Below are 21,828 nucleotides of genomic sequence, written 5' to 3' on the forward strand. Positions count from 1 at the left end.
AAGTTCATTGAGAAAACTAGCATGAAAGGTGCATTTAGCCGTTATGTACAGCTGCGTTCTATCAGTTTAAACGCTTGCTATAAAAACTAGCGAGCGGCGGCTTAATTCATGTCGGTCATGTAATGTCGTATACGAACAAGGGGGGTGTTTACCAAAGGTAACCAACCCCCTTGTCTTATTAGAAAGTGTGTTATTAGAAAGCCAGTGCTTAGCCAAATACAAAGTTAAACCTCAGTAAAATATAGCGTTGAAAGAATAAGGTATTACCGGTCTGTGACCCCTCTACAATCCCCAACAATCGAACATATCGTCAACCGCATAGCGACATCTCTCACTGATGTAGAGCTACCACTTCAAACGCCACTCGTCGTTGCTTACAGCGGTGGTGTGGATTCGACCGTTCTGCTCCAAGCCGTTATTGCGTATAGGGAACAGTTTGATAGCCCAATTCATGCTGTACATGTACATCACGGTTTAAGTGATAATGCCGAACAGTGGGCAAAGCACTGCGAATTACAGTGTCGTCTTGAAGATGTAGCATTTCATTTGTATCGAGTTGATGTTGACACGGGGTCGAGAAAAAGCCTGGAAGCAGAAGCGCGTAAGGTTCGATACAACGCATTGTTAGAAGTGTGTGACCAAATAGGCGGTGTACTGTTATTAGGGCAACATGCAGAAGATCAGCTTGAAACCGTATTGCTTCAGCTTAAACGCGGTGCTGGTCCTCAGGGCTTAGCGGGTATGGGAGAAGTTCAGTACCGAGGTGACATCTTGATAATGCGCCCTATGCTAGCACTAGAGAAAGCCGAGATTGTGGCTTATGCCGAAGAGGAAATGTTGCAGTGGGTTGAGGATGAATCTAATCAGCAAAATAGCTTTGATAGGAACTTCTTAAGGAACGAAATTATACCTCACTTGCTGGACAGATGGCCTAAGTTAACCAAAACCGTGGGGCGCAGCGCCGAGCTTTGTGCTGAACAAAGCGCACTAGTCAGCGATTCTGCCCAACAATATTTTGAAGATTGTAAACGCACAGATCTCAGGCTCGACGGACAGCAACTCGCTGGATTGTCGTTACCTTGGCAGGCTATGGTCATTCGCGCGTGGTTTCGAACTCAAGGCGAGCTGTCGCCCTCAAAAGCGCAGACAGACCAAGTACTTGCTATGTTAAAAGCAAAGCATGATGCAACCCCTGAAGTGAACTTTAAATGGGGCAGGGTTATACGGTTTGACCAAGACCTTTATTGGGTGGTGAACGCTACACATGAAGTACCGCAAAACCTAAAATTAGTGCCCAACCAAAATATCGCGCTTCCTTGGCTTAGAGGTCATATTCGAATTGCAGTACCAAAGGTGCGAGAAGAAGATACCGTTTCTCTGCAAACCAATGCTCGCAATCTTAAAGTAAAGCCAGAAAATGCGAACGTATCTAAGTTGCTGAAAGAATGGTTTAAGGTATGGCGCGTGCCAAGATGGGAGCGAAACGGCGTGCCGGCAATCTTGATTAACGACGAGCCTGTCGCACTGATTGTTGAAGGACGTTGTGTTTATCTGCAGCCCAAAGCGCCAGATATAGAAATAACCTTTAGTCTCGACTGAATCTATGTAGCACTAAAAGTGCCGTTTTTTGAAAGGGCTAGATACTCTTGCTTATGGTATCCATGGCAATAATGTGCAAAAGCGGCATTGCTTTGCCGCCATCCTGATAAATTTGAATCGCGACGTTACGCTGCGTGATAGCTATTTTTTCCAGAATTTTTCACGCGATACAGGGCGTTGTCAGCACGGTCAAATAGGCTACTCATCGTATCGCCGTCGCGATGAATCGCGCCGCCAAGGCTGGTTGATACGCCTAAGCGAGATAAGTAGCTAGAGCTATTGATACTCATTTGAATACGCTGGGCTGCACAAGCTAGTTGCTGTTGCGACTGACAGTCTAGCAAACAACAAAACTCATCGCCGCCATAGCGAAATGCTTCGTCTTCATCCCGCAGAACATTAGATAAATGTGATGCAACATGGACAAGTACTTTGTCACCTTCGCCATGACCAAAATTATCATTCACATACTTAAAGTTGTCTAAGTCGATCACCAAAAGTGCGAAAGGATCATCGTGTCTTTGCGCCCAGCCAAGTTGTCTTGTCATTGACTGCTCAAAGCCCGCTCGGTTACCTAAGCCAGTTAACACATCTTTAGTCGCCATCTGTTGCACACGCATCAATGAAAGAGCGTGCTTTACTTGTTTTCCAAATAAATCATGCAGTTGGAATAGACTCTCCCGTTGCGATAACGACAAGGGTGAACTAATGTAATAATAGACATGAGCTTGATCGCCATTAACGGCATTGGCACCTTGTAGTGGTAAATCAATGAGTGTTGACGATATCTTTGCATTACCGTACACCCAACGCGAGTCAAAGTCAGACAAGCTAAACCCGACAATAGGTAACAACGTGTTTAGCTGCTGAAAATACACGCCACCTAGCTCTTGTAGTTCAAGAGTAGAAAGTAGCTGCGTGATAAAGCCTGATAATTCACTAAAAGAGAGTGATTTACCTGTGCTCTCAGCAGGGTAAAAATTGTTATGTTGTGTGCTATCGTAGACTGACGTTGAAAAATCCACAGTAGTGCCCCTATACAAAATGCGTTGATATGCAAAGAAACAAGTGTCAAAGCCCTGACGTTTCTGTGGCCACATCTGCATTTTCGCGGAATTTATGGCGATCACAGCGGCAAAACTTGCCGGATCTGCATTTACACAGGGGATTTTGCAAACTAGATGCCAACAAAGTGTTTCAGGCACTAGTCTTTAGTTTAAAGCGTAAAATCGCGTGATTTATCGCGCTTGTTTTACAAATGGAAGTTTATGTAGCTTTAGGAGGTTGTGTGGGGACGAGCTTTTTAAATATCGTGATATTGATGTTCATATCGGTATGCGCGGTCGCATTATTTAAACGCATTCATCTCCCTCCTATTCTTGCTTATCTGTTTGCCGGCGTACTCGCGGGTCCACAACTATTATCTGTATTTGCCCACCCAGAAGAAATGCACCTGCTCGCTGAAGTGGGCATAGTGTTTTTGCTCTTTTCACTTGGTCTTGAGTTCTCGTTACCTAAATTGTTGGCAATGCGCTCTTTAGTATTCGGTGTAGGATTAGCGCAAATGGTGTTTACCACGGCAGTGTTTACCTGTGTTCCTCTGTTTCTCGGCATTCCAATGAGTGCGTCCATCATTATTGGTGGTACGCTGGCGTTAAGCTCAACCGCTATTGTAATTAAGCAAGCAACCGAAACGGGCATTCTTAATAACAGGCGTACACAATTAGCGGTAAGTATCTTACTCTTTCAAGACTTAGCGGTGGTTCCGTTCCTAATTGCTATTCCTCTTTTAGCCCAGACTGGTGAAGTAAGTATTGCGCTAGCTTTAGGCGAGGCGTTGCTTAAGGGTGTGTTTGTCATTGCGTTTCTAATGTCAGTAGGTAAGTGGTTACTACCTTGGGTGTTTAGAGAGGTAGCAAGAACAAGGACTGACGAGCTGTTTGTTCTGACCACTATATTGATTGCCCTATTGGCAGGAGGGCTAACTTATTACTTCGGGCTATCCATGGCGCTAGGCGCTTTCTTGGCGGGTATGATGTTGGGGGAAAGCCAATACAAGTATCAACTTGAAGCCGACATTCGTCCGTTTCGAGATATTTTAATGGGGTTATTTTTTGTTACCGTGGGTATGCAGTTAGAACTCACTGTACTGTGGAACAGCCTGTTTGAGATTGTTTTTGGCGTTTTTGCTTTGATGATAGTTAAAGTCATTTTAGTAAGAGGCGCATCTCTATTAGTTAAAACCGATGCAATAGATGGCTGGTCTGCTGGGGTTAAACTTTGTCAGATTGGCGAGTTTAGTTTTGTAATTGCTGCGCTTGCTACGACACACGGCGTGTTAACGTCAGAGCAGTCATCGCTGATTGTGTGTATGGGTGTAATCAGTATGGCGTTAACCCCGTGGCTTATGAATAACAGCGTCACTATAGCAAGGCGTATTGTTAACAAGGATATCTCGTTCGATGACAATGTGAGCTTTGGTAATGCAGAGCCGTTAACCAACCACGTCATTATTTGTGGGTTTGGCCGCGTTGGACAGTCGGTAGCACGTATGCTGAAAATGGAAGGCATTCATTTTGTTGCCATAGATATGGATCCTGTCAGAGTACACGAGAGTCGAAACGCGGGAGAGCCCGTCATCTTCGGTGATGCGAGTCAAAAAGATATATTGATTACTGCCAATGTAGAAGGTGCCAAGCTTGTGCTTGTTACGTTTGATCAAGTCGATAAGGCCAAGCAGGTGATAACGCAGACCCGAAGCATTACGAGCACTACAGATGTTATGGTGCGTACCAAACGAGACTACCAGCTTGAAAGCCTATACAGCGCGGGTGCCAATCAAGTCGTGCCAGAGCTGCAAGAGGGGAGCTTGATGTTGGTATCGCAGGTGCTGCATTACGCCGGCGTGCCAATGTCTCGTATTTTAAAGCGGGTGCGAGCTGAGAGAAAAGGTCGCTACGATCATATGCACGGCTTTTACCCGGGAGAAACAACAGAGATCACCTATGGCACAGAAGACAAGTTAGAGTTTATCCATGCTGTGGTGTTGTCCGAACACGCTTCCTGTATTGGCAAAGCCATAAAAGATATCGATTTCTCGAGAATGCGAGTAGCGATTAAGGGCCTAAGACGGAATGGAAATGAAGTTAAAGACCCAGACCAAGACGCTATTTTGCAAGCCCATGACGTGCTAGTGATTGCGGGTAAACCCCGGCGTGTGGAGCGAGCAGAGCGAAAACTATTAGAAGGGAGCTAGCACGCAGTTAAACTTAGCGTTGTTTAGTCTAGCGCGCTTGCCATGGAACATGTGTTGAATTACGTGAGTTCAAGCTTACGCTACGCGGTCGCTTTCTAAGTCTGCAAATTGCTTTTTTAGGTCGTAGCGCTCGTCTGTCACTATCTTCTCAAGCACAGAAACTCGTTCCTTAAGCTCTGCAATTTCGGCTTTATAAGCATCGGTTTCTTTGCTGCTAAGTTTCTTCTTACTTTTGTCTTTTGCACTTTCGACAATGGAAACTAAGGCCCAGGCACAAATGGCTACTATTGCAATCGCGGTCATATTCACGGTGGTATCCCTCACAAATGGCTTTAAAACAGTGTAGGTGAAAATTTGGCCTGTTGCCTAATTCACCCCGTATTTAGTTAAATACTCATCGGTAAAATTACTGCTTCGCTTCAGGTACTATAGCGGTTATCTAACATACTTTTTAGTAAAAAATGTAACCCGTTAAGTCCATCACACTAGCAGTGTTATAATGAGAGATTGCAAGTAGGTTGCCAAGTGACAAAAGTCATTACTTTCTAAGAAGTTAGAATGTTTACCTAAGCTAATACAAAATAAATGTTAATGAATTTCACCAACTAAAGTAGCAAAATTGACGAATGAGTGACCAAAATAGCAACCGTCCAACACCAAACTTCGACCTTGCAAACAAGCAAACGCAAGAAAAAGAGGCTGTGCAGGAGCCGTTGACTGAAATCGCAATGGAAGACATCGCGACAGAAGAAGACATAATGTGGATGAGGCATGCGTTAACGCTTGCCGATAAGGCTGAGTCGATTGGTGAGGTGCCAGTCGGCGCCTGCGTAGTATTAAACGGTGAGCTTATCGGTGAAGGCTTCAATACGCCGATAACGGATAATGACCCATCTGCGCATGCAGAGCTACGCGCTGTTAAAGAAGCAGCAGCTGCGGTGCAAAACTACCGACTTATTGATGCTACGTTGTATGTGACATTAGAGCCCTGCTCTATGTGCGCAGGTATGCTGGTACATGCACGGGTAAAGCGGGTGGTGTTTGGCGCAAAGGATGCGAAGACAGGCGCTGCGGGCTCGGTCATGAACCTATTGCAACATCCTGCGCTTAATCATCAACTTGAGGTTGTATCTGGCGTATTAGCTGACGAATGTGCTAACAAATTGTCAGATTTTTTTCGCAAGCGCAGGAAAGAAATAAAGGCTGCCAAAAAGGCGAAAAGACTGCTAGAGGGGGATGCTTCAAACTAGTGTTTTATGGTACCGCTTGAAGATGTGCTTAGTAGAGTAATTCGCCTAATTGATTTATCGTTTGCAGGTTTAATCAGTGAACCCTAAAGCTTTATAGCTATTTAGCTAGGCGTACGGGTTAACTGAGTGAACATATCGCTGGTAACAAATAGCTTGCGGCGCTGAAGTACTTTTTGGTGACAACGCTTGAGCATAAGTCTGCGTCTGTTGTTGTTTTTCAATTTTATTCCTTTTTTCATAAATCGATTTTTTTTCATTTGTTCTCCTTTCTCGCGTTGTGGCCACTTTATGTTTTTCGTGACCACTTTTCTTCCTTCGTGCGCAGCTCTCTTTATTTGAACAAGTCTCACGTTATTCGAGAGATGTTGTCATTTAAGAGCTGCAGCTCTTCTAGAGCTTGTCATCGTTGAGAAAATAATTATTACTGAGAAAGTAAGTCAGTGTCTGACTAACTTCTTTTTAGGGTACAGTACAAAGATGACATCGAAATGACAGTTTTCAAGAGAGAAGCAAGGTGAACTGCGTCAAATTTTTCCTTGTTCGTCCAACCATACTAAGCTGTCATAATAACGACGAATATTTTCTACATACTGTAACGCTTCATCGCCTCTTGCATAGCCATAGCGAGTAGTACGGTAATATTTCTTTTGCCTAAGCTGTGGCAAGCGACGCTTTACATCTACCCAAAGGTCTGGATTGCCACCTTGTTGCTCGGTAAGAATGCGTGCGTCTTCTAAATGGCCCATACCGATATTATACGACGCCATAGCCATCCAGGTTCTATCTGGCTCGCTAATTCGCGCAGGTATGCGATTGAGCAAACTGGCAAAATAACGAGAGCCTCCGCGAATGCTTTGTTCAGGATCGGTTCTGTCATCTACGTTCCAGTCACTTGCCGTATCCATGGTGAGCATCATTAGACCGCGAACGCCAGTTCTTGAGATAGCGTCACTGTCCCAGTGACTTTCTTGATAACTCATGGCCGCAAGCAGTCGCCAGTCTAATTCACCTGCATACTGTTGAAATAAGGGTTTGTATTGGGCAAGTGCTGTCTCGGCGGCATAATTAAACGCACGACTGTCGACGTAATCAAACTGGCGAATATGGCCAAAGTACTTGTCTTCTAACACCGTAAACCAGCCTGACTGATGTACAGTACCAAAATATTCAATCAGCGCTGCTTTCACTGAGTCATCTTGATGTAATGGGAGTGCCCACGCCATCGGCATATCTTCATTAAGGGTTTTTGCCACGGCTAAGTTAGGATATCGCCTGCGCTGAAGGGCTAGACGGTTGCTGTCTGCTACCGTATAAGCAATGTCGCCATTGGCAACTTGTTGCAACAGTTCTTCGGAGTCAGAATCTTCGGTGGTAACAAGTTGGGTTTTTATTATTGGGCTTTCACCATCACTTGCTTGGTCGGTTACCTCGTCTAATAAATTAGACAGTAAGTGAGCTTGGCTGCTACCTGCCACAGTAACAATAGGGGCATCAAGTTCTAATAAGTCTCTAGGTCTCGATGTCCCTGCTTGGAAGACGAGCTCTTGTTGAACGTGTTGATAGGCTGGACCGTAAGCAAAACGACTTTTAAGTGAAGGCGTTACCGCATCGCCTGTCGCGACAATGTCCAGATTACCTTCTTCTAACTGTTCTAACATGACTTCATAGCTGTAGAAGGGGTAAAGGTCGAGCGTCACGCCAAGGTAATCGGCAAATCCTGCCAGCAGTTCATATTCAAAACCCTGCGGCCCCTCTGCGCCGTTATAAAATGTTCCTGCACCATAAACAGTTCCGACGCGGATCGACTCTCGTTCCAACAATGAAGAAAGGGCAGTGGGTACGGAAGGAACGCCACAACTCATAACAGCAATAGATAATATGATTATTAACTGTAGTTTTAATCGTTTTTTATAGTCTTGTGACTGCATAGACCTTTACTTGTTGTCATTAAACCATCTAAGTTTAAAAAAAAGTTCATGTAAGCGCGTTATGAGGTTACTTACTGCGCATAATTACTCTATAATCCGCGCCGAAATACTCATCAATCCAAGAGGCAACGCGTCGCATTGGTGGTCGTTGTTTCTAACAAACCAGGTAAATCAATATGTTGGTCCTTCGAGGCGCTCCTGCACTATCAGAGTTTAACCAAACTAAACTGATTGCAAAGCTGGGTCAATCCGGCGTTAGGGTTAAAAACCTATATAGCGAATATGTTCACCTAGTCGATTCCCAAGGTGACTTGTCTAAGCAGCAAATAGAGATACTCGAGAAGCTGCTCACTTACGGCCCCGCGAGGCAAGCACAAACCCCTTCTGGAACCTTCTTCCTCATTACTCCTCGCCCCGGCACCATCTCTCCCTGGTCTTCTAAAGCCACCGACATCGCTCACAACTGCAGCCTAAAAAATATCAACCGCATAGAACGTGGTTGTGCGTTTTATATAGAGACAGAAAACGCTGTGAGTGAAGATGATTTTGCGCTTATCGCTAGTTTCTTACACGACAGAATGACCGAATCAGTGTTCACCAATACTGATGAAGCTGCGGTACTCTTTTCACATACCGAAGCCAATACTTTTACCAGTGTAGATGTATTAGGCGAAGGCAAAGACGCGCTAGTTAATGCAAATGTGTCGTTAGGCCTTGCTTTAGCTGATGATGAGATTGACTACCTGTTTGATAGCTTTACTAAGCTAGGCAGAAACCCGACTGACGTTGAACTTTATATGTTTGCGCAAGCAAACTCTGAACACTGTCGCCACAAAATTTTTAACGCTAGCTGGACCATTGATGGCGAGGACCAAGAGAAGTCGCTGTTTAAAATGATCAAAAACACCTACGAGTTGTTACCTGATCACGTGTATTCAGCTTACAAAGATAACGCAGCGGTAATGGAAGGATGGCAAGCAGGTCGCTTCTTCCCGAACCCGCAGTCACACCAATACGAATACCATCATGAAAATATTGATATTTTGATGAAGGTAGAAACCCATAACCACCCAACGGCAATTTCACCTTTCCCAGGTGCGGCAACAGGCTCTGGTGGTGAAATTCGTGATGAAGGTGCTACTGGTCGTGGTTCAAAACCTAAAGCGGGTTTGGTTGGTTTTACCGTATCTAACTTGCGTATTCCTGGTGCTGAACAGCCGTGGGAATTCGAATACGGTAAGCCACAGCGTATTGTAAGCGCCCTTGATATTATGCTTGAAGGCCCACTAGGTGGCGCAGCGTTTAACAACGAATTTGGTCGCCCTGCGCTACTGGGTTATTTCCGTACCTTTGAACAAGAAATCAATAGCTTCAACGGTGTTGAAGTGCGCGGCTATCACAAACCTATTATGTTAGCTGGTGGTTTAGGTAATATTCGTCGCGAGCATATTGAAAAAGGTGAAATTACGGTAGGCGCTAAGCTTATTGTGCTTGGCGGCCCTGCAATGAACATTGGTCTTGGCGGCGGTGCCGCCTCATCAATGGCATCTGGCCAATCAAACGAAGACTTAGATTTTGCTTCAGTACAGCGAGACAACCCTGAAATGGAGCGCCGCTGTCAGGAAGTGATTGATGCATGTTGGCAGCTAGGGGATAACAACCCTATTCAGTTTATACACGATGTGGGCGCAGGTGGTCTTTCAAATGCACTGCCTGAGCTGGTTAATGACGGTGGCCGTGGCGGTAACTTTGAGCTTAGAAAAGTATTGTCAGATGAGCCAGGTATGACACCACTAGAGCTGTGGTGTAACGAATCCCAAGAGCGCTATGTTTTATCAGTCGCACCGGAAAATATGCCAGTGTTCGAAGCAATTTGTGCCCGCGAACGTGCGCCGTTTGCTGTGGTTGGTGAAGCCACTGCCGAGCAGCATCTTAATCTAAACGACAGTCAGTTTGACAATAAACCTATTGATATGCCGCTAGATGTACTTTTAGGCAAGCCGCCTAAAATGCACCGAAACGTAAGTTCAACCAAGGTAAGCTCGCCAGCACTAGATGAGGCAGATATTACACTAAGTGATGCAGCAAATCGCATTTTGTCTTTGCCTACCGTGGCAGAGAAAACCTTCCTTATTACCATTGGCGACCGCTCGGTTACCGGCCTTGTAAGTCGCGATCAAATGGTAGGCCCATGGCAGGTGCCAGTGGCAGATGTTGCAGTTACTGCAACAGCGTTTGACACCTACCACGGTGAAGCGATGTCGATGGGTGAGCGTACGCCTGTTGCGTTACTATCGCACGGCGCGTCTGCACGTCTTGCTGTGGGTGAAGCGTTAACCAATATTGCCGCAGCAAACATCGGCGATATTAAGCGCATTAAACTGTCTGCAAACTGGATGGCAGCAGCTGGACACCCAGGTGAAGACGCGGGTCTTTATGAAGCGGTTAAAGCAGTGGGTGAGGAGCTGTGCCCAGAACTAGGTTTAACCATTCCTGTGGGTAAAGACTCAATGTCGATGAAAACCGCATGGAATGACAACGGTGAAGATAAAGCGGTGACTTCTCCGCTATCACTCGTTATATCAGCCTTTGGCGCAGTAAAAGATATTCGCAAAACCCTAACGCCTCAGCTACGTACAGACAAAGGCGCAAGCCGCTTGTTACTACTCGATTTGGGCGAAGGGAAAAATCGCTTGGGAGCTAGCTGCCTGGCACAAGTCTATACTCAGCTTGGTGATAGCCCAGCAGATGTGGTCTCTGCAACTCGCCTTAAAGCCTTCTTTGACGCAATGCAGACGTTAATTGAAAAAGGCTTGGTGTGTGCTTATCACGACCGTTCAGACGGTGGCCTGTTTACCACCGTTGCTGAAATGGCCTTTGCTGGTAAAACAGGTGTAAGCATTAACCTTGATAGCCTAGTTGGAAACGACATTGCCGTATTGTTCACTGAAGAACTCGGTGGCGTAATCCAAGTGCTTGAAAGCGATATGGATGCCGTTAACGCAGCACTGACTGAATTCGGTTTAACTGAATTGACTCACGATATCGGTACGCTTAATAGCACCGACATGATTGAGTTTAGTCGCGGTGGCGTTGCTGTACTTGCAGATAGCCGCGTATCAATGCGTACAACGTGGGCACAAACCACGTTTGAAATGCAGAAACTGCGTGATAACCCTGAGTGTGCTGAACAAGAACACGCGGCAAAGCAAGATGCTGCCGACCCCGGTTTGCATGCTGCGTTGTCTTATGATGTAAACGAAGACGTTGCAGCACCCTATATTGCCAAAGGCGTTAAGCCAAAAGTGGCGATATTAAGAGAGCAGGGCGTTAACTCGCATCTAGAAATGGCGGCTGCATTTACCCGTGCAGGCTTCGACGCTATCGATGTGCACATGAGTGACGTGTTGGCAGGTCGTATTACCCTTGAACAGTTTGCGGGCCTTGCGGCTTGTGGCGGTTTCTCTTACGGCGATGTATTAGGTGCAGGTGAAGGTTGGGCGAAATCTATATTGTTTAACAGCCTGGCTCGCGATCAGTTTGAAAGCTTCTTCAACCGTAACGACACGTTCAGCTTAGGTGTATGTAACGGTTGTCAGATGCTATCTAACCTGAAATCACTGATTCCTGGTACTGAGCACTGGCCACACTTTGTTACTAACCAATCAGCGCGATTTGAAGCCCGTGTTGCAATGGTCGAAGTGATGAAGTCTAAGTCTGTGCTGCTTGATGGCATGGCAGGTTCGCGTATGCCTATTGCTGTGTCGCACGGTGAAGGTCAGGCTGAATTTGCCAATGACAACGCGCTGTCACAAGTAGGCGCGCAGGTGGCGATGCGTTATGTAGACAACTACAGCAAGCCGACCATGCAATATCCGGCAAACCCGAATGGTTCACCGCAGGGGATCACAGGCTTAACTTCACAGGACGGGCGAAGCACTATCATGATGCCGCACCCTGAACGTGTATTCAGAGCCGTGGCAAACTCGTGGCGTCCAGACGATTGGCAAGAAGATGGTGCGTGGATGCGTATCTTCAGAAATGCCCGTAAATTTGTTGGGTAACAAAGCACGGTTAGTTCGATAAAAACAGGGGGAAACCCCTGTTTATCTTTCGAAAAAATACTGTTTAATATACGTTGATACCATAAATAGGTGTCAAAGCTTTGGCAAAGTGTCAAAAATTTGATTTTTGCCCTTGTCATCAGTTTGTCACTGATCTATTGTAATGTAAGCAAGGAATGCGATTAGGTTACAGGAGTTGAGTTAGGGTTGTACCAGTGAAAGGCATGTGCCAGCTGGTTTAAATAATAAGAGACGACCGATGAATCGTTCTTCTAAAGGGTTTGGCTTAACCGGAGTGGCTGTAGCTGTGGTGCTGATGTTCGTAACTGCTGTTTTTAGCACATCTGCGAAGTCTGCCGAAGCTCCAACAACGCTAAGTGTGCAGTCTTCAGTTAAGTAGTCTGAAAGAAAAATTCTAACGCCCGTATCAAGTTGCTTGATACGGGCGTTAATCATTAGGGAGTAATAAAAACGTTCAGCATATAGCGCTTCATGAAAAAGCCTAAAAGTTACACCTAAAGACAAGTCCAAAAAGGCAAAGCTGACTCAACGAGTTCTTGCCTCTCATTTTATCCTTTCTTATTTTTTTCTCTGTTAATTAATTTCTGCTGCGGATGCTTTTTCAAAAGCACATATGTAGCACCAAAGCCTCCGTGCATGGGTTGAGCCGTATGGTAGGCAATGACTTCGTCTAGTTCTCTTAGCCAATGGTTAACATAACTTTTTTTCAAAGCGGGAAAGGGTTTGCTATTTTCACCTGTTCCATGTTTTATGAGCAGTACACGAACCCCGCGTTCGTGACTAGATTTAATGGTGCTATAAATCAGGTCTCGGCTTTGTTCTAAGGTTTTCCCTGAAAGTGTTACGTTGGCCTCTAGAGGGTATTTACCAAGGCGAAGTTTTTTAAAAACGCCGTCTTGAATACCTGGCTGCTGGAAGTGTATGAAATCATCAGGAGGTACCGGCTTCACGCCTTCCATGCTCAGTGGGTTAGCGAGTTTTTCGCGGACGCTTAACTGCCTAGCCGCTCGTTTTTGTTTTTCAGCGAGCGCCTTTACAGGATCGTGTAATAAAGCCTTATCATCTGAAGCGATTGGTTTTACATCTTGCATTTCTGCAAAAAACGAATCGATATCGTCGTTTTCAAATTGGCTCATATTAATCCCCGTATAAGCTACTTCTCTATCTTTTATACGCTATTTCAGCCCCGATGGTCTATGGAGCATAACCGCTTGATATATCACCGGTCGCAACGAATAGCAGCACCGCCGATTGCAGTGTAATTATAAAGTGGGGATTAAATTCCAAAAATCATCGTTTAGTAAATGGCACCAGGTTCCGCTAAAGCTTCAATAGCATCCCATTCTTCTTCAGAAAATGGGCACTGCTCAGCTGTTTCGGCACAACTATCAGCGTTATCAGGTGGGGGGAAATCGAAAGTCATAATGCTCTCCTGTTTTGAAGAGTATTACTTAAATTGGCTAAATTACAACCAAAGTATAATGAATTCTTCAATATTACAGGCGACGGTGTGTATAAGCATCTTTACTAAAAAGCAGAACCGTTGCGCAATTAATGGCGTCCCCAGCTGGAATCGAACCAACATCTAAGCCTTAGGAGGGCCTTGTTTTATCCATTAAACTATGGGGACCTAATGCGTAGGGAGTTTTATTATACGGAGTTCGGGAAAATACGAAACCCTTTGTCAACGAGGTGCAGCGCTATGAGAAGAATGTCTCTGTCATTGACGTGAAAGTAATGAGCCCATGGCCTGGTTTTCTAATGCATATAAAAAGCCCTCGTAGATACGAGGGCTTTGGCTATGGTCAGCGTATTTTTAAATATCAAAGTGCACCGCTAGTCTCGTAAATCTAAAGAGCAGTGTATGGGGATTGTTCAATTTGTTAATTTTATATGCCGCTGTTGGACAAAACAGCATGTTTTGTTGAACAAATTCCCTATGATAGTTTGGATTCTTACAAAAACGAATTGAAGCAAAATATTATAGATACGCTTTATTCAATGCTTGAAGTAATTGATATTCGATACCTTTCCAAAGGCAATTAATTCACTTAGATGACGAAAGTACTATATAAACTGGGAACTCTAAACTGTTTAAGGCAGATCGAGAAAGACTATTTTTTTACTACAAAATCGTGTTCTTGAATGTTTGCGATAATTCCTGCACCTTCGTTTACTACTAGAGACGAATTACCGTAGGCACTACTCACTACAAATTTGCCAGGATATAGCGAGTACTGTAAGTATTTACGGCCACGGTTATCGACAATCTCTTTAGCTTGATAAAGGTATAGTTCATCTTTTTCAGAAATGCCATTGTCTCTGCCTAACGATACAGAAATTTTATCGCCGGCAACATTAATCACTCTGCCTGTCATTGGCTGGCATGCAGTGGCTTCTTTTATGTCTTCAATCGCTTCTGCTATTGTCGCGTTGACGGTTTGCCCATAAAGCGACTGCCAAAATTTCGTCGAAAACTCATCAACATCTTCGAATCTGTCGAATGTCCATTCTCCTTGGTTCTGATAAGACTTAGTCAACAACAGGCCTCCATTAATGCCGTCATAGACTTGAATGGTCATAGCAAAGGAGCGTCGAGAAGTACCTTCACGCCACGGTGTAAAAACCGAAGCCTCTTCCCGTGTCACGCTTAAATCATCTATTATGCCCACCAGCACAAATTGAGTATTACTTTGCGCTGAAAGCGTGCGTACATTTTGGTCAGTATATCGACTGTCAAATTTTGCAGTATGTGGCGCGATATAGATAATATCTAGGTTTTCAGTTTTATTTCGCATGGCCTGCGCTAGCTGCTGGGTGAATGAAGCATCGAAATTGGGAATATTACCCTGTGTTAGTTGTGCTCTGTTACGTACCCTGAAATGTGTGGTAGCGAAATGTTTTTGGTCATTTTGTGCGGCACACACTTTTTCTCTTGGAAAAATATCAGCGCGAATACTTACCGTAATCACATCGTCGCTATAAACTTCATCAACTAGTTCCAGTTGTTCAACTTCGCCGGTAGAGCGAATGGTCATCTCTTCATTTTTAAGAAGACCATTTGTAAGCTTGGCGACACTATGAACTGATGCGCCTGCAAAAAGCATGGCTTGCTTAAGTGCCTCTTGGGTAGCCGCATGTCTGGCAGTTTCCTTATCACCATTTCGCACCACAGCCTGTCCTATAGCCTCGTACCACACGGCATTTGCTTGCCCAACGAAAAATGCAAACAGGCAAGTTACCGCCACGACAGCATTTAAAATAGTTACCAGCGTTGTTTTGCTAATATGTCGCACCGCACACCTCTGGAGGTTTTTGTCTAACTGCGCTATGCAAAGCGCCCGGTTTATAAGGCTAAGCATGCGAAAAGAGTGCCAGTTGATGTGGTTTCGTCGCCATTAAATCAATCGGGCGCATATCTTGCACATATCTTGCAACGCGTATCTTGCTAAAGGTTTGTAAAAAGCGTCAGTTTAGAGTAAAAAGCGTCAGTTTAGATATGTCAAAATCTGCTACCGCGAGTATGGCAGTATCTCGTAGTTACAAGGCGGCCACCGACGAGAGCAGCGTAACTACACATTTAATTTTATTAATAATGTAATTTGGAAATGAAACTATGTGCTTGAAAAAAATACATAAATCAAAATCGCTGCTGCTGTCTTGCTTTCTTGGTTTAGCAATAAGCACTGGTGGATGCGGCATTATTGATAAACACGTTGAGTGGGAAACAATAGAACCAGAAAGCTATCCCGTGCTCAAGGCGGTAGGCTATGCGCCGATTTCTTCTCAGCATGGCGAAAGCGACAGCATGAAGCTTATAATGGCGATGAAAGCGTCAAAATTAGATGCATACCGAGAGCTCACTGAACAAGTCTATGGTCAAAAAATTGAAGGCAATCAGTCTCTGTCTCACTTGGTTATAGATAGCGAAACATTGCGAGCATCTGTAGAGGGGGTCATTAGAGGCGCTGAAGTCGTAAAAGCCTATCCGGTAGGTGAAGATACATACGTCACCGAACTCGCTTTAGATATGCAGCAGGTTTACGATATATATCTGTCGACCGCAAAACCGCGCCGAGTAAAGGATGTTAAGTATTATTAAACGATAGCGAAAGGGGTGTTTGCGCAAGTGGCTGTATCGTGAAGTCTTAAAACATGCGCAAATACACAGAGGTATAATTTACTTTTACCGGTTAAGGCTTAATGGTTAAAGCTCGCTGAGTGAGGTTTACTGAAATCGCAAAAAAATTAGGCGCTCACTCCCGACCCTAAAGTCCCGCCTTTCGGCTTTCCTTTTTTGTCATAGGTGAGCGATTCTTTGGCACGAACTTCCATCATCAAGTTACGTAAGTGTGTGAGGCGTAGCTGTCCTTGCTCTACGGCTTTTTGATTGACCTGCGTGCGGTATTTGCAATCGTCCAGAAGTTTCTTTGCATTAGCCATTAATGCATCATCTTCTTCTGACATTGAGCCTTGATCGCTAATTGTGCGCTCAATGCTTCCATCGAGAGCCTGAATAGACGTTAACAGTGCTGTCTTTTCGTCTAACAAATTCATTAAAGATTCGGCGTCTCGCGAACTGATAAGTTGCAATTCTTTTTCAAGCAATACGGCAAGTGAAGACAGTTGCTCCACTTGCTTTATTAGTGCTTGTGTCAATTGGCTTGCTTGTTCAGTCACGTTAGCTCTCTTCTGGTTAGTTACGAGTTTTGTCGCTCACTATTTAGCGCCAAAAATCTCACCTTCTAGTTTTGCAATCTTGTTGGCAAGCACTTCAGGATTAACTTTATACTCGCCACTTTGAATCGCTCGCTTAAGGCGATCGACTTTATCTTGGTTCACAGGCGCTTCCGAACCTTTCTTCTGAACCTGGTTGAGCTGCTGAGCAGATTGCGTCAACGATACAGAATCCTGACGCGGAACTGATGCGGTTTGCGCAGCCTGTGTTGATGCCTGCTGTGGAGATTGCTGCGTTTGGTTTTGCTGCGCAACCTTTCCATTATCAACGGGTGTTTTCGGTAACCCATTGTTTATATTGTTAATTGCCATAATTAGTCCTCACTACTTTTTCGCCTCTGTAAAGTGTATCGGCCTTTTGGCTAATTTCTTTAGCTAAATTGTGAACAAAAAAGTAGGTATTCGCTACCTCGTTTATAAGTGTATCACGACTTCTTCAGGGCTTGCGACTCTTGCTATCACCGCCTTTTGGCTACTGGCATTAATTACCTTAATATTGTCACCAACGACACCGTCTTGCTGAGCGATTCCGGCTGTTTTCACTTCCATACCTGCTACCTCAGCAGTTATGGTAATTCTGTCGCCTTTGCACACAAAGCATAGCATATTTGACTGTATAGCTTGTCCGTCAGTCACTCGGCGTTTTATTCTAGCCCCAATAAGCGCTTCTAGCTCAGTAAATGCGGTATGGCGTAATCGTCTTACATCAACTTTTGCCAGAGACAGATTCGATGATGTCAGTACGGTTCCTGGACTTATTGCGCCTTGAGTGACAACAATTTCTTTGGTACGCGTTACTTGCCCGCTGGTAAAAAGGTACCATTCATTGTTTCTGCAGCTCACTCTAACTGAAATATACGATTGGCTCAGCGCTTCTTGCGACGCATTGTATTCGAACCCAGTTGGGCAGTCAGGAATATTTATCCTATCGTCTATCTTCACAATAGATACATCAATGCTAGTATCCTGCGTATTATCAGCAAGTTGATTTATTAGGTATTGTTTTGCACCTTCTTCAACCTGTTTGTGATTGGTTTGTGTCGCCAAGCAGTTCATAGAAAGCACACTGAAAACGGTCAATGACAGTAATCGTGTGAATGTAAGGCGCGTTTTGGCGTTCATATTTTTCATCATGACTTTTCGTGTTCAGTTTACAAGTTATTGACTATGCTTAATACGGCCGGTTTGCTTAGTGCAAATAAATAACAGCCAAAGTAAATCCATAAGGTTTACAAGCACGAGCGTCAACGCAGGATCATTTATTAAGTTAAGGTATAAACCCTTACTACAGACTGAAAAATGCTATTTAGTGTCATTTTTCTGTCGTTTGACCTGCAAAAATTTAGTGATATTGTCTATCTTTATCATAAGAGGCAATGATCATGCCCAGTATTACTTAGAGGTGACCTATGTCGGGGATTTTAGATTCAGTAAACCAGCGCACGCAGCTTGTTGGGCAGAATCGCTTAGAGTTGCTGCTGTTTAGACTGAACGGCCGCCAACGCTTTGGAATTAACGTTTTTAAAGTGCGGGAAGTGCTTCAGTGTCCTCCGCTAACAGCAATGCCGAAATTAAACCCGTTGGTTCGTGGTGTGGCGCACATCCGTGGTCAAACCATATCGGTCATTGATTTAAGTATGGCAACACGCGGCCGTAAAATTGAAGATCTCTCTAATGCCTTTATTGTCATTGCGGAATATAACCGTTCAGTTCAGGGCTTTTTGGTGGGTGCCGTAGAGCGTATTATCAACACCAATTGGGATGCGATCATGCCGCCACCTCAAGGCACCGGCAGAGCAAGCTATTTAACGGCGGTGACTGAAGTTGAAAATGAACTTATTGAAATTCTAGACGTTGAGAAAATTTTAAATGAAATTTCTCCGTTGAATGCCGAAGTAAGTTCAGAGGTGGCAGAAGGTCTGACAACCGAAGGCCAAGAAAACAAAATTATCTTTATTGCAGATGACTCTGCGGTAGCGCGAAACCAAGTTAAAAAGGCGCTTACTTCACTGGGTCTTGAGATTGAGCTCGCTAAAAACGGTCTTGAAGCCTTAAATAGATTGAAAGAAATTGCGGAAGAGTACGGCGATGTAACGAACCGTGTAGGCGTGCTGGTCTCAGATATCGAGATGCCTGAAATGGACGGCTATACACTAACCGCCGAAATTAAAAATACGCCTGAACTTCAAAAGCTTCATGTTGTATTGCATACGTCGCTCAGTGGTGTCTTCAACCAAGCTATGGTGCAAAAAGTAGGGGCTGATGACTTTATCGCGAAATTCCACCCCGATGAACTTGCTACCGCGGTACAAAAGTGGCTAATGGCTGAGTGCGAATAACGGAGCAAGATAGGATTGGCTAATAAAGACGTTTCGCCAGCAAGTTACCTCAAGTTTAGAGAGTTTTTGGAAAAGCAATGCGGCATAGTATTAGGTGATAATAAACAATACCTGGTGCGCAGCCGTTTAGCTTCATTACTCTATAAGCATAAGTATGAGTCTGTTGACGAACTGATTGACGTGGTTGTGAAAGGGTTCGACAGAACTTTACTACAGAACGTTATTGACGCAATGACCACAAACGAAACGTTGTGGTTTCGAGACAACTATCCCTTCGATTTACTTGTAAAAGAGTTACTACCAACACTATCGGCAAAAAATCAGAAGCTTCGCATATGGAGTGCCGCTTGTTCGTCTGGACAAGAGCCTTATTCTATTGCGATGTCTGTACTTGAATATCAGCGCCAAAGGCCAGGTGCATTAAGAGCGGGTGTTGAGATTGTTGCTACTGATTTATCGTCAGAAATGTTGCAAAAGTGCGAGTTAGGTATTTATGACGAACTGTCCCTTGCAAGGGGATTGTCTCCTCAAAGGAGACAGGCCTTTTTCCAGCAAAATGATAGCGGGCTTATGCAGGTAAAACCCGACGTTCGCCGGATGGTAAGCTTTAGAAGTCTAAATTTACTTTCGAGCTATGCAGCACTTGGCCGTTTTGATATCGTTTTTTGCCGTAATGTTTTGATTTATTTCTCGGCCGAAGTAAAACAACGCATCCTGCAACAAATTGCCGGACAGCTGCAGCCTCAGGGTGTGCTTTTCCTTGGCGCCTCTGAATCAATCAGCGCTGCAAGTGATACCTACAGCATGGTTAAGTGCCACCCTGGCCTTTACTATCAAAAAAAATGATCTAACTTATCGGCCTGATAACTAATACTTTTTTTATGATCAGGCCGAGACTTTTGACTTACACCCTCCGTCAAAATCTCATTATGGCATTTGCCTTGCTAACTATTTCTACAAATGACAGTAAAACGCCAAGATTCGATATTTAATTGTCCGCTTACATTGTCACCACGAAACAAATTTTTAGTATGTCAGAGGTCATGTTATGGCTATTAATCTAGATAAGCTGGTTGGCTTTCATGAGTCAGCACTCACTATACGCACAGAGCGTATGGAAGTGATTTCTGGAAATCTAGCGAACGCAAACACGCCTGGTTATAAAGCGCGGGACATTGATTTTAATAAAGCAATGCAGTCGGCTATGCGAGAAGCATCTGGTGGTACAGCCAATCACGCTTCTTCAGGAATGGTGCGGACAAATGATCGCCACTTAAGCGGCAATTCTACGTCAGTAGCGGCAAACTTTGACATGCAATACCGCATCCCAACACAACCAGACACTGGCGACGGGAATACGGTTGAAGTTCAAGCGGAAAGAAATCGGTTTTTAGACAATGGATTGCGCTACCAAGCCAGCCTAGAGTTTTTGAACGGAAAAATTAAAGGCATGAAAAAAGCGCTTAGCTCAGGAGGTCAGTAGTCATGAGTTTATTTAATGTAATGCAAATTTCGAGTACGGGTATGGAGGCGGAGAATGTACGCCTTAATACTACGGCAAGTAATATTGCCAATGCTAACTCGGTTAGCAGCAGCTATGACGAAACATACCGAGCTCGCCATCCAGTTTTCGCTACGGCGTTGCAAGATGCAATGCGCGATCAGTCAAAAGGTGCAGGTGTTCAAGTAAAGGGGATTGTAGAAAGTGATGCTCCTTTGCAAGTGGAGTATTCACCTAACAATCCGATGGCAGATGAAAACGGCTACATCTATAAACCCAACGTGAACATTGTGGAAGAGATGGCGAATATGATGTCAGCGTCCAAAGCGTATGAAACTAACGTACAGGTTGCGGACACCACAAAGCGTATTTTCCGTCGCGTACTGCAGCTAGGTCAAGGGCAGTAACTTGCCGCTTGAATAATGTGAGGATTACTCAGTGAATACCATAAACAATACTGGCTTAAATACTGATCTGTATTGGCAAGAGGAAACCGTCAAAATAGCTGACGGCACCGAGCAGCAGTTAACCCAGGAAGATTTCTTCTCAATGTTAACTGAGCAGTTAGCCAATCAGGATCCCACTGCACCCGTTGATAACGATCAAATGGTAGCGCAGATGACATCATTTACGATGGCCGACGGTATTTCCCAGCTTAACGAAAAGTTTGAGTCGTTTGCAGCTTCAATGACATCGAATCAAGCGTTACAAGCTTCTAGTCTTATCGGGCAAAACGTGCTGGTTCAAGGTAACGTGGGTTATATGGCCAATGAAGGCGATGGCATTTCGGGTGTCATCGTGAATGAAAAAACAGTTCAGAATATGACGATCACTATTGAGAACCAGTTTGGTGAAGTCATAAAAACCATTGATGCAGGCACACAAAGCGCTGGCAACATTGAGTTTGAATGGGATGGCAAAGATAAGCATGGCAACCAGATGGCACCGGGTGAATATGTTATCAGTGCCACTGGCGAGTTGAATGGAGAAGGTGTTCAGCTGAATACCGCCGTTAATCGCCATGTTGGAAGTGTAAGCTTGGCTGGTAGTGGTCAAGGCGTAATTTTGAATTTGGATGGTGATGTCAGTATCAATCTTGATGACGTCATTCAAATCGGCAGTTAGTAGGAGAA

General features: G+C 44.5%; 21 protein-coding genes and 1 tRNA gene. 11 read left to right on the forward strand and 11 right to left on the reverse strand.

The annotated features are described in order from the left end of the window. Nucleotides 1–273: 273 nt before the first annotated feature. Complete coding sequence (tilS, locus tag MHM99_RS21385; protein WP_239219873.1) at nucleotides 274–1,599, forward strand: tRNA lysidine(34) synthetase TilS; 1,326 nt, start codon at nucleotides 274–276, stop codon at nucleotides 1,597–1,599. Nucleotides 1,600–1,724: 125 nt separating this feature from the next. Here tilS and MHM99_RS21390 read toward each other — a convergent pair whose 3' ends face one another. Beyond that, entirely contained in the window at nucleotides 1,725–2,624 is a 900-nt protein-coding gene (locus MHM99_RS21390) for a GGDEF domain-containing protein (RefSeq protein ID WP_239219875.1), read from the reverse strand. A gap of 263 nt (nucleotides 2,625–2,887) precedes the next feature. Here MHM99_RS21390 and MHM99_RS14060 point away from each other — a divergent pair, with 263 nt between their 5' ends. Continuing rightward, nucleotides 2,888–4,855, forward strand: coding sequence for a cation:proton antiporter (locus MHM99_RS14060; RefSeq protein ID WP_239219877.1), 1,968 nt, complete (start codon nucleotides 2,888–2,890; stop codon nucleotides 4,853–4,855). 75 nt (nucleotides 4,856–4,930) lie between these two features. Here the strand turns inward: MHM99_RS14060 and MHM99_RS14065 are convergent, their stop codons facing one another. Continuing rightward, nucleotides 4,931–5,158 carry a hypothetical protein gene (locus tag MHM99_RS14065; protein ID WP_156079099.1) on the reverse strand — a complete coding sequence of 76 codons (228 nt, stop codon included), beginning with the start codon at nucleotides 5,156–5,158 and terminating at the stop codon, nucleotides 4,931–4,933. Nucleotides 5,159–5,481: 323 nt separating this feature from the next. Here MHM99_RS14065 and tadA point away from each other — a divergent pair, with 323 nt between their 5' ends. Continuing rightward, nucleotides 5,482–6,105 (forward strand): tRNA adenosine(34) deaminase TadA, encoded by a 624-nt coding sequence (tadA, locus tag MHM99_RS14070; protein ID WP_049585992.1) that lies wholly within the window; start codon nucleotides 5,482–5,484, stop codon nucleotides 6,103–6,105. Between the two features lie 101 nt (nucleotides 6,106–6,206). Here the strand turns inward: tadA and MHM99_RS14075 are convergent, their stop codons facing one another. Then, nucleotides 6,207–6,362 carry a hypothetical protein gene (locus MHM99_RS14075; RefSeq protein ID WP_014997583.1) on the reverse strand — a complete coding sequence of 52 codons (156 nt, stop codon included), beginning with the start codon at nucleotides 6,360–6,362 and terminating at the stop codon, nucleotides 6,207–6,209. 267 nt (nucleotides 6,363–6,629) lie between these two features. Then, complete coding sequence (gene mltF, locus MHM99_RS14080) at nucleotides 6,630–8,033, reverse strand: membrane-bound lytic murein transglycosylase MltF (protein WP_239219878.1); 1,404 nt, start codon at nucleotides 8,031–8,033, stop codon at nucleotides 6,630–6,632. A 176-nt stretch (nucleotides 8,034–8,209) separates the two neighbouring features. Between mltF and purL the strand changes: the two genes are divergently transcribed. Next, nucleotides 8,210–12,097 carry a phosphoribosylformylglycinamidine synthase gene (gene purL, locus MHM99_RS14085; RefSeq protein ID WP_239219879.1) on the forward strand — a complete coding sequence of 1,296 codons (3,888 nt, stop codon included), beginning with the start codon at nucleotides 8,210–8,212 and terminating at the stop codon, nucleotides 12,095–12,097. Between the two features lie 259 nt (nucleotides 12,098–12,356). Continuing rightward, nucleotides 12,357–12,497: a hypothetical protein gene (locus MHM99_RS14090; RefSeq protein WP_162889815.1), complete on the forward strand. Its 141-nt coding sequence runs from the start codon at nucleotides 12,357–12,359 to the stop codon at nucleotides 12,495–12,497. A 169-nt stretch (nucleotides 12,498–12,666) separates the two neighbouring features. Here MHM99_RS14090 and smrA read toward each other — a convergent pair whose 3' ends face one another. The 4 genes from smrA to MHM99_RS14105 all read right to left on the reverse strand — a co-directional run bounded on the left by smrA (nucleotide 12,667) and on the right by MHM99_RS14105 (nucleotide 15,414). After that, nucleotides 12,667–13,254, reverse strand: coding sequence for a DNA endonuclease SmrA (smrA, locus tag MHM99_RS14095; RefSeq protein ID WP_239219880.1), 588 nt, complete (start codon nucleotides 13,252–13,254; stop codon nucleotides 12,667–12,669). Nucleotides 13,255–13,415: 161 nt separating this feature from the next. Continuing rightward, nucleotides 13,416–13,541: a hypothetical protein gene (locus MHM99_RS21245; RefSeq protein ID WP_014948577.1), complete on the reverse strand. Its 126-nt coding sequence runs from the start codon at nucleotides 13,539–13,541 to the stop codon at nucleotides 13,416–13,418. A 132-nt stretch (nucleotides 13,542–13,673) separates the two neighbouring features. Next, a tRNA-Arg gene (locus MHM99_RS14100) sits at nucleotides 13,674–13,748 on the reverse strand. Between the two features lie 484 nt (nucleotides 13,749–14,232). Then, the gene (locus MHM99_RS14105) at nucleotides 14,233–15,414 is read right to left on the reverse strand and encodes a flagellar assembly protein T N-terminal domain-containing protein (RefSeq protein ID WP_239219881.1); all 1,182 of its coding nucleotides are present in this window, start codon (nucleotides 15,412–15,414) and stop codon (nucleotides 14,233–14,235) included. A gap of 320 nt (nucleotides 15,415–15,734) precedes the next feature. On the opposite strand from MHM99_RS14105, the gene MHM99_RS14110 reads away from it, so the two are divergent. Continuing rightward, entirely contained in the window at nucleotides 15,735–16,220 is a 486-nt protein-coding gene (locus MHM99_RS14110) for an LPP20 family lipoprotein (protein ID WP_014948587.1), read from the forward strand. A gap of 146 nt (nucleotides 16,221–16,366) precedes the next feature. On the opposite strand, the gene flgN is transcribed toward MHM99_RS14110, so the two are convergent. The 3 genes from flgN to flgA all read right to left on the reverse strand — a co-directional run bounded on the left by flgN (nucleotide 16,367) and on the right by flgA (nucleotide 17,986). Next, nucleotides 16,367–16,798: a flagellar export chaperone FlgN gene (flgN, locus tag MHM99_RS14115; RefSeq protein ID WP_156078006.1), complete on the reverse strand. Its 432-nt coding sequence runs from the start codon at nucleotides 16,796–16,798 to the stop codon at nucleotides 16,367–16,369. A 39-nt stretch (nucleotides 16,799–16,837) separates the two neighbouring features. Then, entirely contained in the window at nucleotides 16,838–17,167 is a 330-nt protein-coding gene (gene flgM / locus MHM99_RS14120; protein ID WP_014948589.1) for a flagellar biosynthesis anti-sigma factor FlgM, read from the reverse strand. Nucleotides 17,168–17,269: 102 nt separating this feature from the next. Further along, a complete protein-coding gene (gene flgA, locus MHM99_RS14125; protein ID WP_049586007.1) occupies nucleotides 17,270–17,986 on the reverse strand; it encodes a flagellar basal body P-ring formation chaperone FlgA in 717 nt (238 codons plus the stop codon). Between the two features lie 278 nt (nucleotides 17,987–18,264). Here flgA and MHM99_RS14130 point away from each other — a divergent pair, with 278 nt between their 5' ends. The 5 genes from MHM99_RS14130 to flgD all read left to right on the forward strand — a co-directional run bounded on the left by MHM99_RS14130 (nucleotide 18,265) and on the right by flgD (nucleotide 21,820). Continuing rightward, nucleotides 18,265–19,194 (forward strand): chemotaxis protein CheV, encoded by a 930-nt coding sequence (locus tag MHM99_RS14130; RefSeq protein WP_049586000.1) that lies wholly within the window; start codon nucleotides 18,265–18,267, stop codon nucleotides 19,192–19,194. A 15-nt stretch (nucleotides 19,195–19,209) separates the two neighbouring features. After that, complete coding sequence (locus tag MHM99_RS14135; protein ID WP_014978562.1) at nucleotides 19,210–20,040, forward strand: protein-glutamate O-methyltransferase CheR; 831 nt, start codon at nucleotides 19,210–19,212, stop codon at nucleotides 20,038–20,040. A 202-nt stretch (nucleotides 20,041–20,242) separates the two neighbouring features. Beyond that, on the forward strand, nucleotides 20,243–20,677 hold the full coding sequence (gene flgB, locus MHM99_RS14140; protein ID WP_014948594.1) for a flagellar basal body rod protein FlgB: 435 nt from the start codon (nucleotides 20,243–20,245) through the stop codon (nucleotides 20,675–20,677). A 2-nt stretch (nucleotides 20,678–20,679) separates the two neighbouring features. Next, nucleotides 20,680–21,102 carry a flagellar basal body rod protein FlgC gene (gene flgC, locus MHM99_RS14145; RefSeq protein WP_012517627.1) on the forward strand — a complete coding sequence of 141 codons (423 nt, stop codon included), beginning with the start codon at nucleotides 20,680–20,682 and terminating at the stop codon, nucleotides 21,100–21,102. A gap of 31 nt (nucleotides 21,103–21,133) precedes the next feature. Further along, on the forward strand, nucleotides 21,134–21,820 hold the full coding sequence (gene flgD, locus MHM99_RS14150; protein ID WP_012517628.1) for a flagellar hook assembly protein FlgD: 687 nt from the start codon (nucleotides 21,134–21,136) through the stop codon (nucleotides 21,818–21,820). Nucleotides 21,821–21,828: the final 8 nt, after the last annotated feature.

Origin of the sequence: Alteromonas sp. MmMcT2-2 (assembly GCF_022348305.1) — a bacterium.
Lineage (GTDB): Bacteria > Pseudomonadota > Gammaproteobacteria > Enterobacterales > Alteromonadaceae > Alteromonas > Alteromonas macleodii.

Coding starts and splice junctions, on each gene's coding strand:
- MHM99_RS14065 (WP_156079099.1), bottom strand. CDS start 5,158: ATGACCGCGATTGCAATAGTAGCCATTTGTGCCTGGGCCTTAGTTTCC.
- tadA (WP_049585992.1), top strand. CDS start 5,482: ATGAGTGACCAAAATAGCAACCGTCCAACACCAAACTTCGACCTTGCA.
- MHM99_RS14075 (WP_014997583.1), bottom strand. CDS start 6,362: ATGAAAAAAAATCGATTTATGAAAAAAGGAATAAAATTGAAAAACAAC.
- mltF (WP_239219878.1), bottom strand. CDS start 8,033: ATGCAGTCACAAGACTATAAAAAACGATTAAAACTACAGTTAATAATC.
- purL (WP_239219879.1), top strand. CDS start 8,210: ATGTTGGTCCTTCGAGGCGCTCCTGCACTATCAGAGTTTAACCAAACT.
- MHM99_RS14090 (WP_162889815.1), top strand. CDS start 12,357: ATGAATCGTTCTTCTAAAGGGTTTGGCTTAACCGGAGTGGCTGTAGCT.
- smrA (WP_239219880.1), bottom strand. CDS start 13,254: ATGAGCCAATTTGAAAACGACGATATCGATTCGTTTTTTGCAGAAATG.
- MHM99_RS21245 (WP_014948577.1), bottom strand. CDS start 13,541: ATGACTTTCGATTTCCCCCCACCTGATAACGCTGATAGTTGTGCCGAA.
- MHM99_RS14110 (WP_014948587.1), top strand. CDS start 15,735: ATGTGCTTGAAAAAAATACATAAATCAAAATCGCTGCTGCTGTCTTGC.
- flgM (WP_014948589.1), bottom strand. CDS start 17,167: ATGGCAATTAACAATATAAACAATGGGTTACCGAAAACACCCGTTGAT.
- flgA (WP_049586007.1), bottom strand. CDS start 17,986: ATGAAAAATATGAACGCCAAAACGCGCCTTACATTCACACGATTACTG.
- MHM99_RS14130 (WP_049586000.1), top strand. CDS start 18,265: ATGTCGGGGATTTTAGATTCAGTAAACCAGCGCACGCAGCTTGTTGGG.
- flgB (WP_014948594.1), top strand. CDS start 20,243: ATGGCTATTAATCTAGATAAGCTGGTTGGCTTTCATGAGTCAGCACTC.
- flgC (WP_012517627.1), top strand. CDS start 20,680: ATGAGTTTATTTAATGTAATGCAAATTTCGAGTACGGGTATGGAGGCG.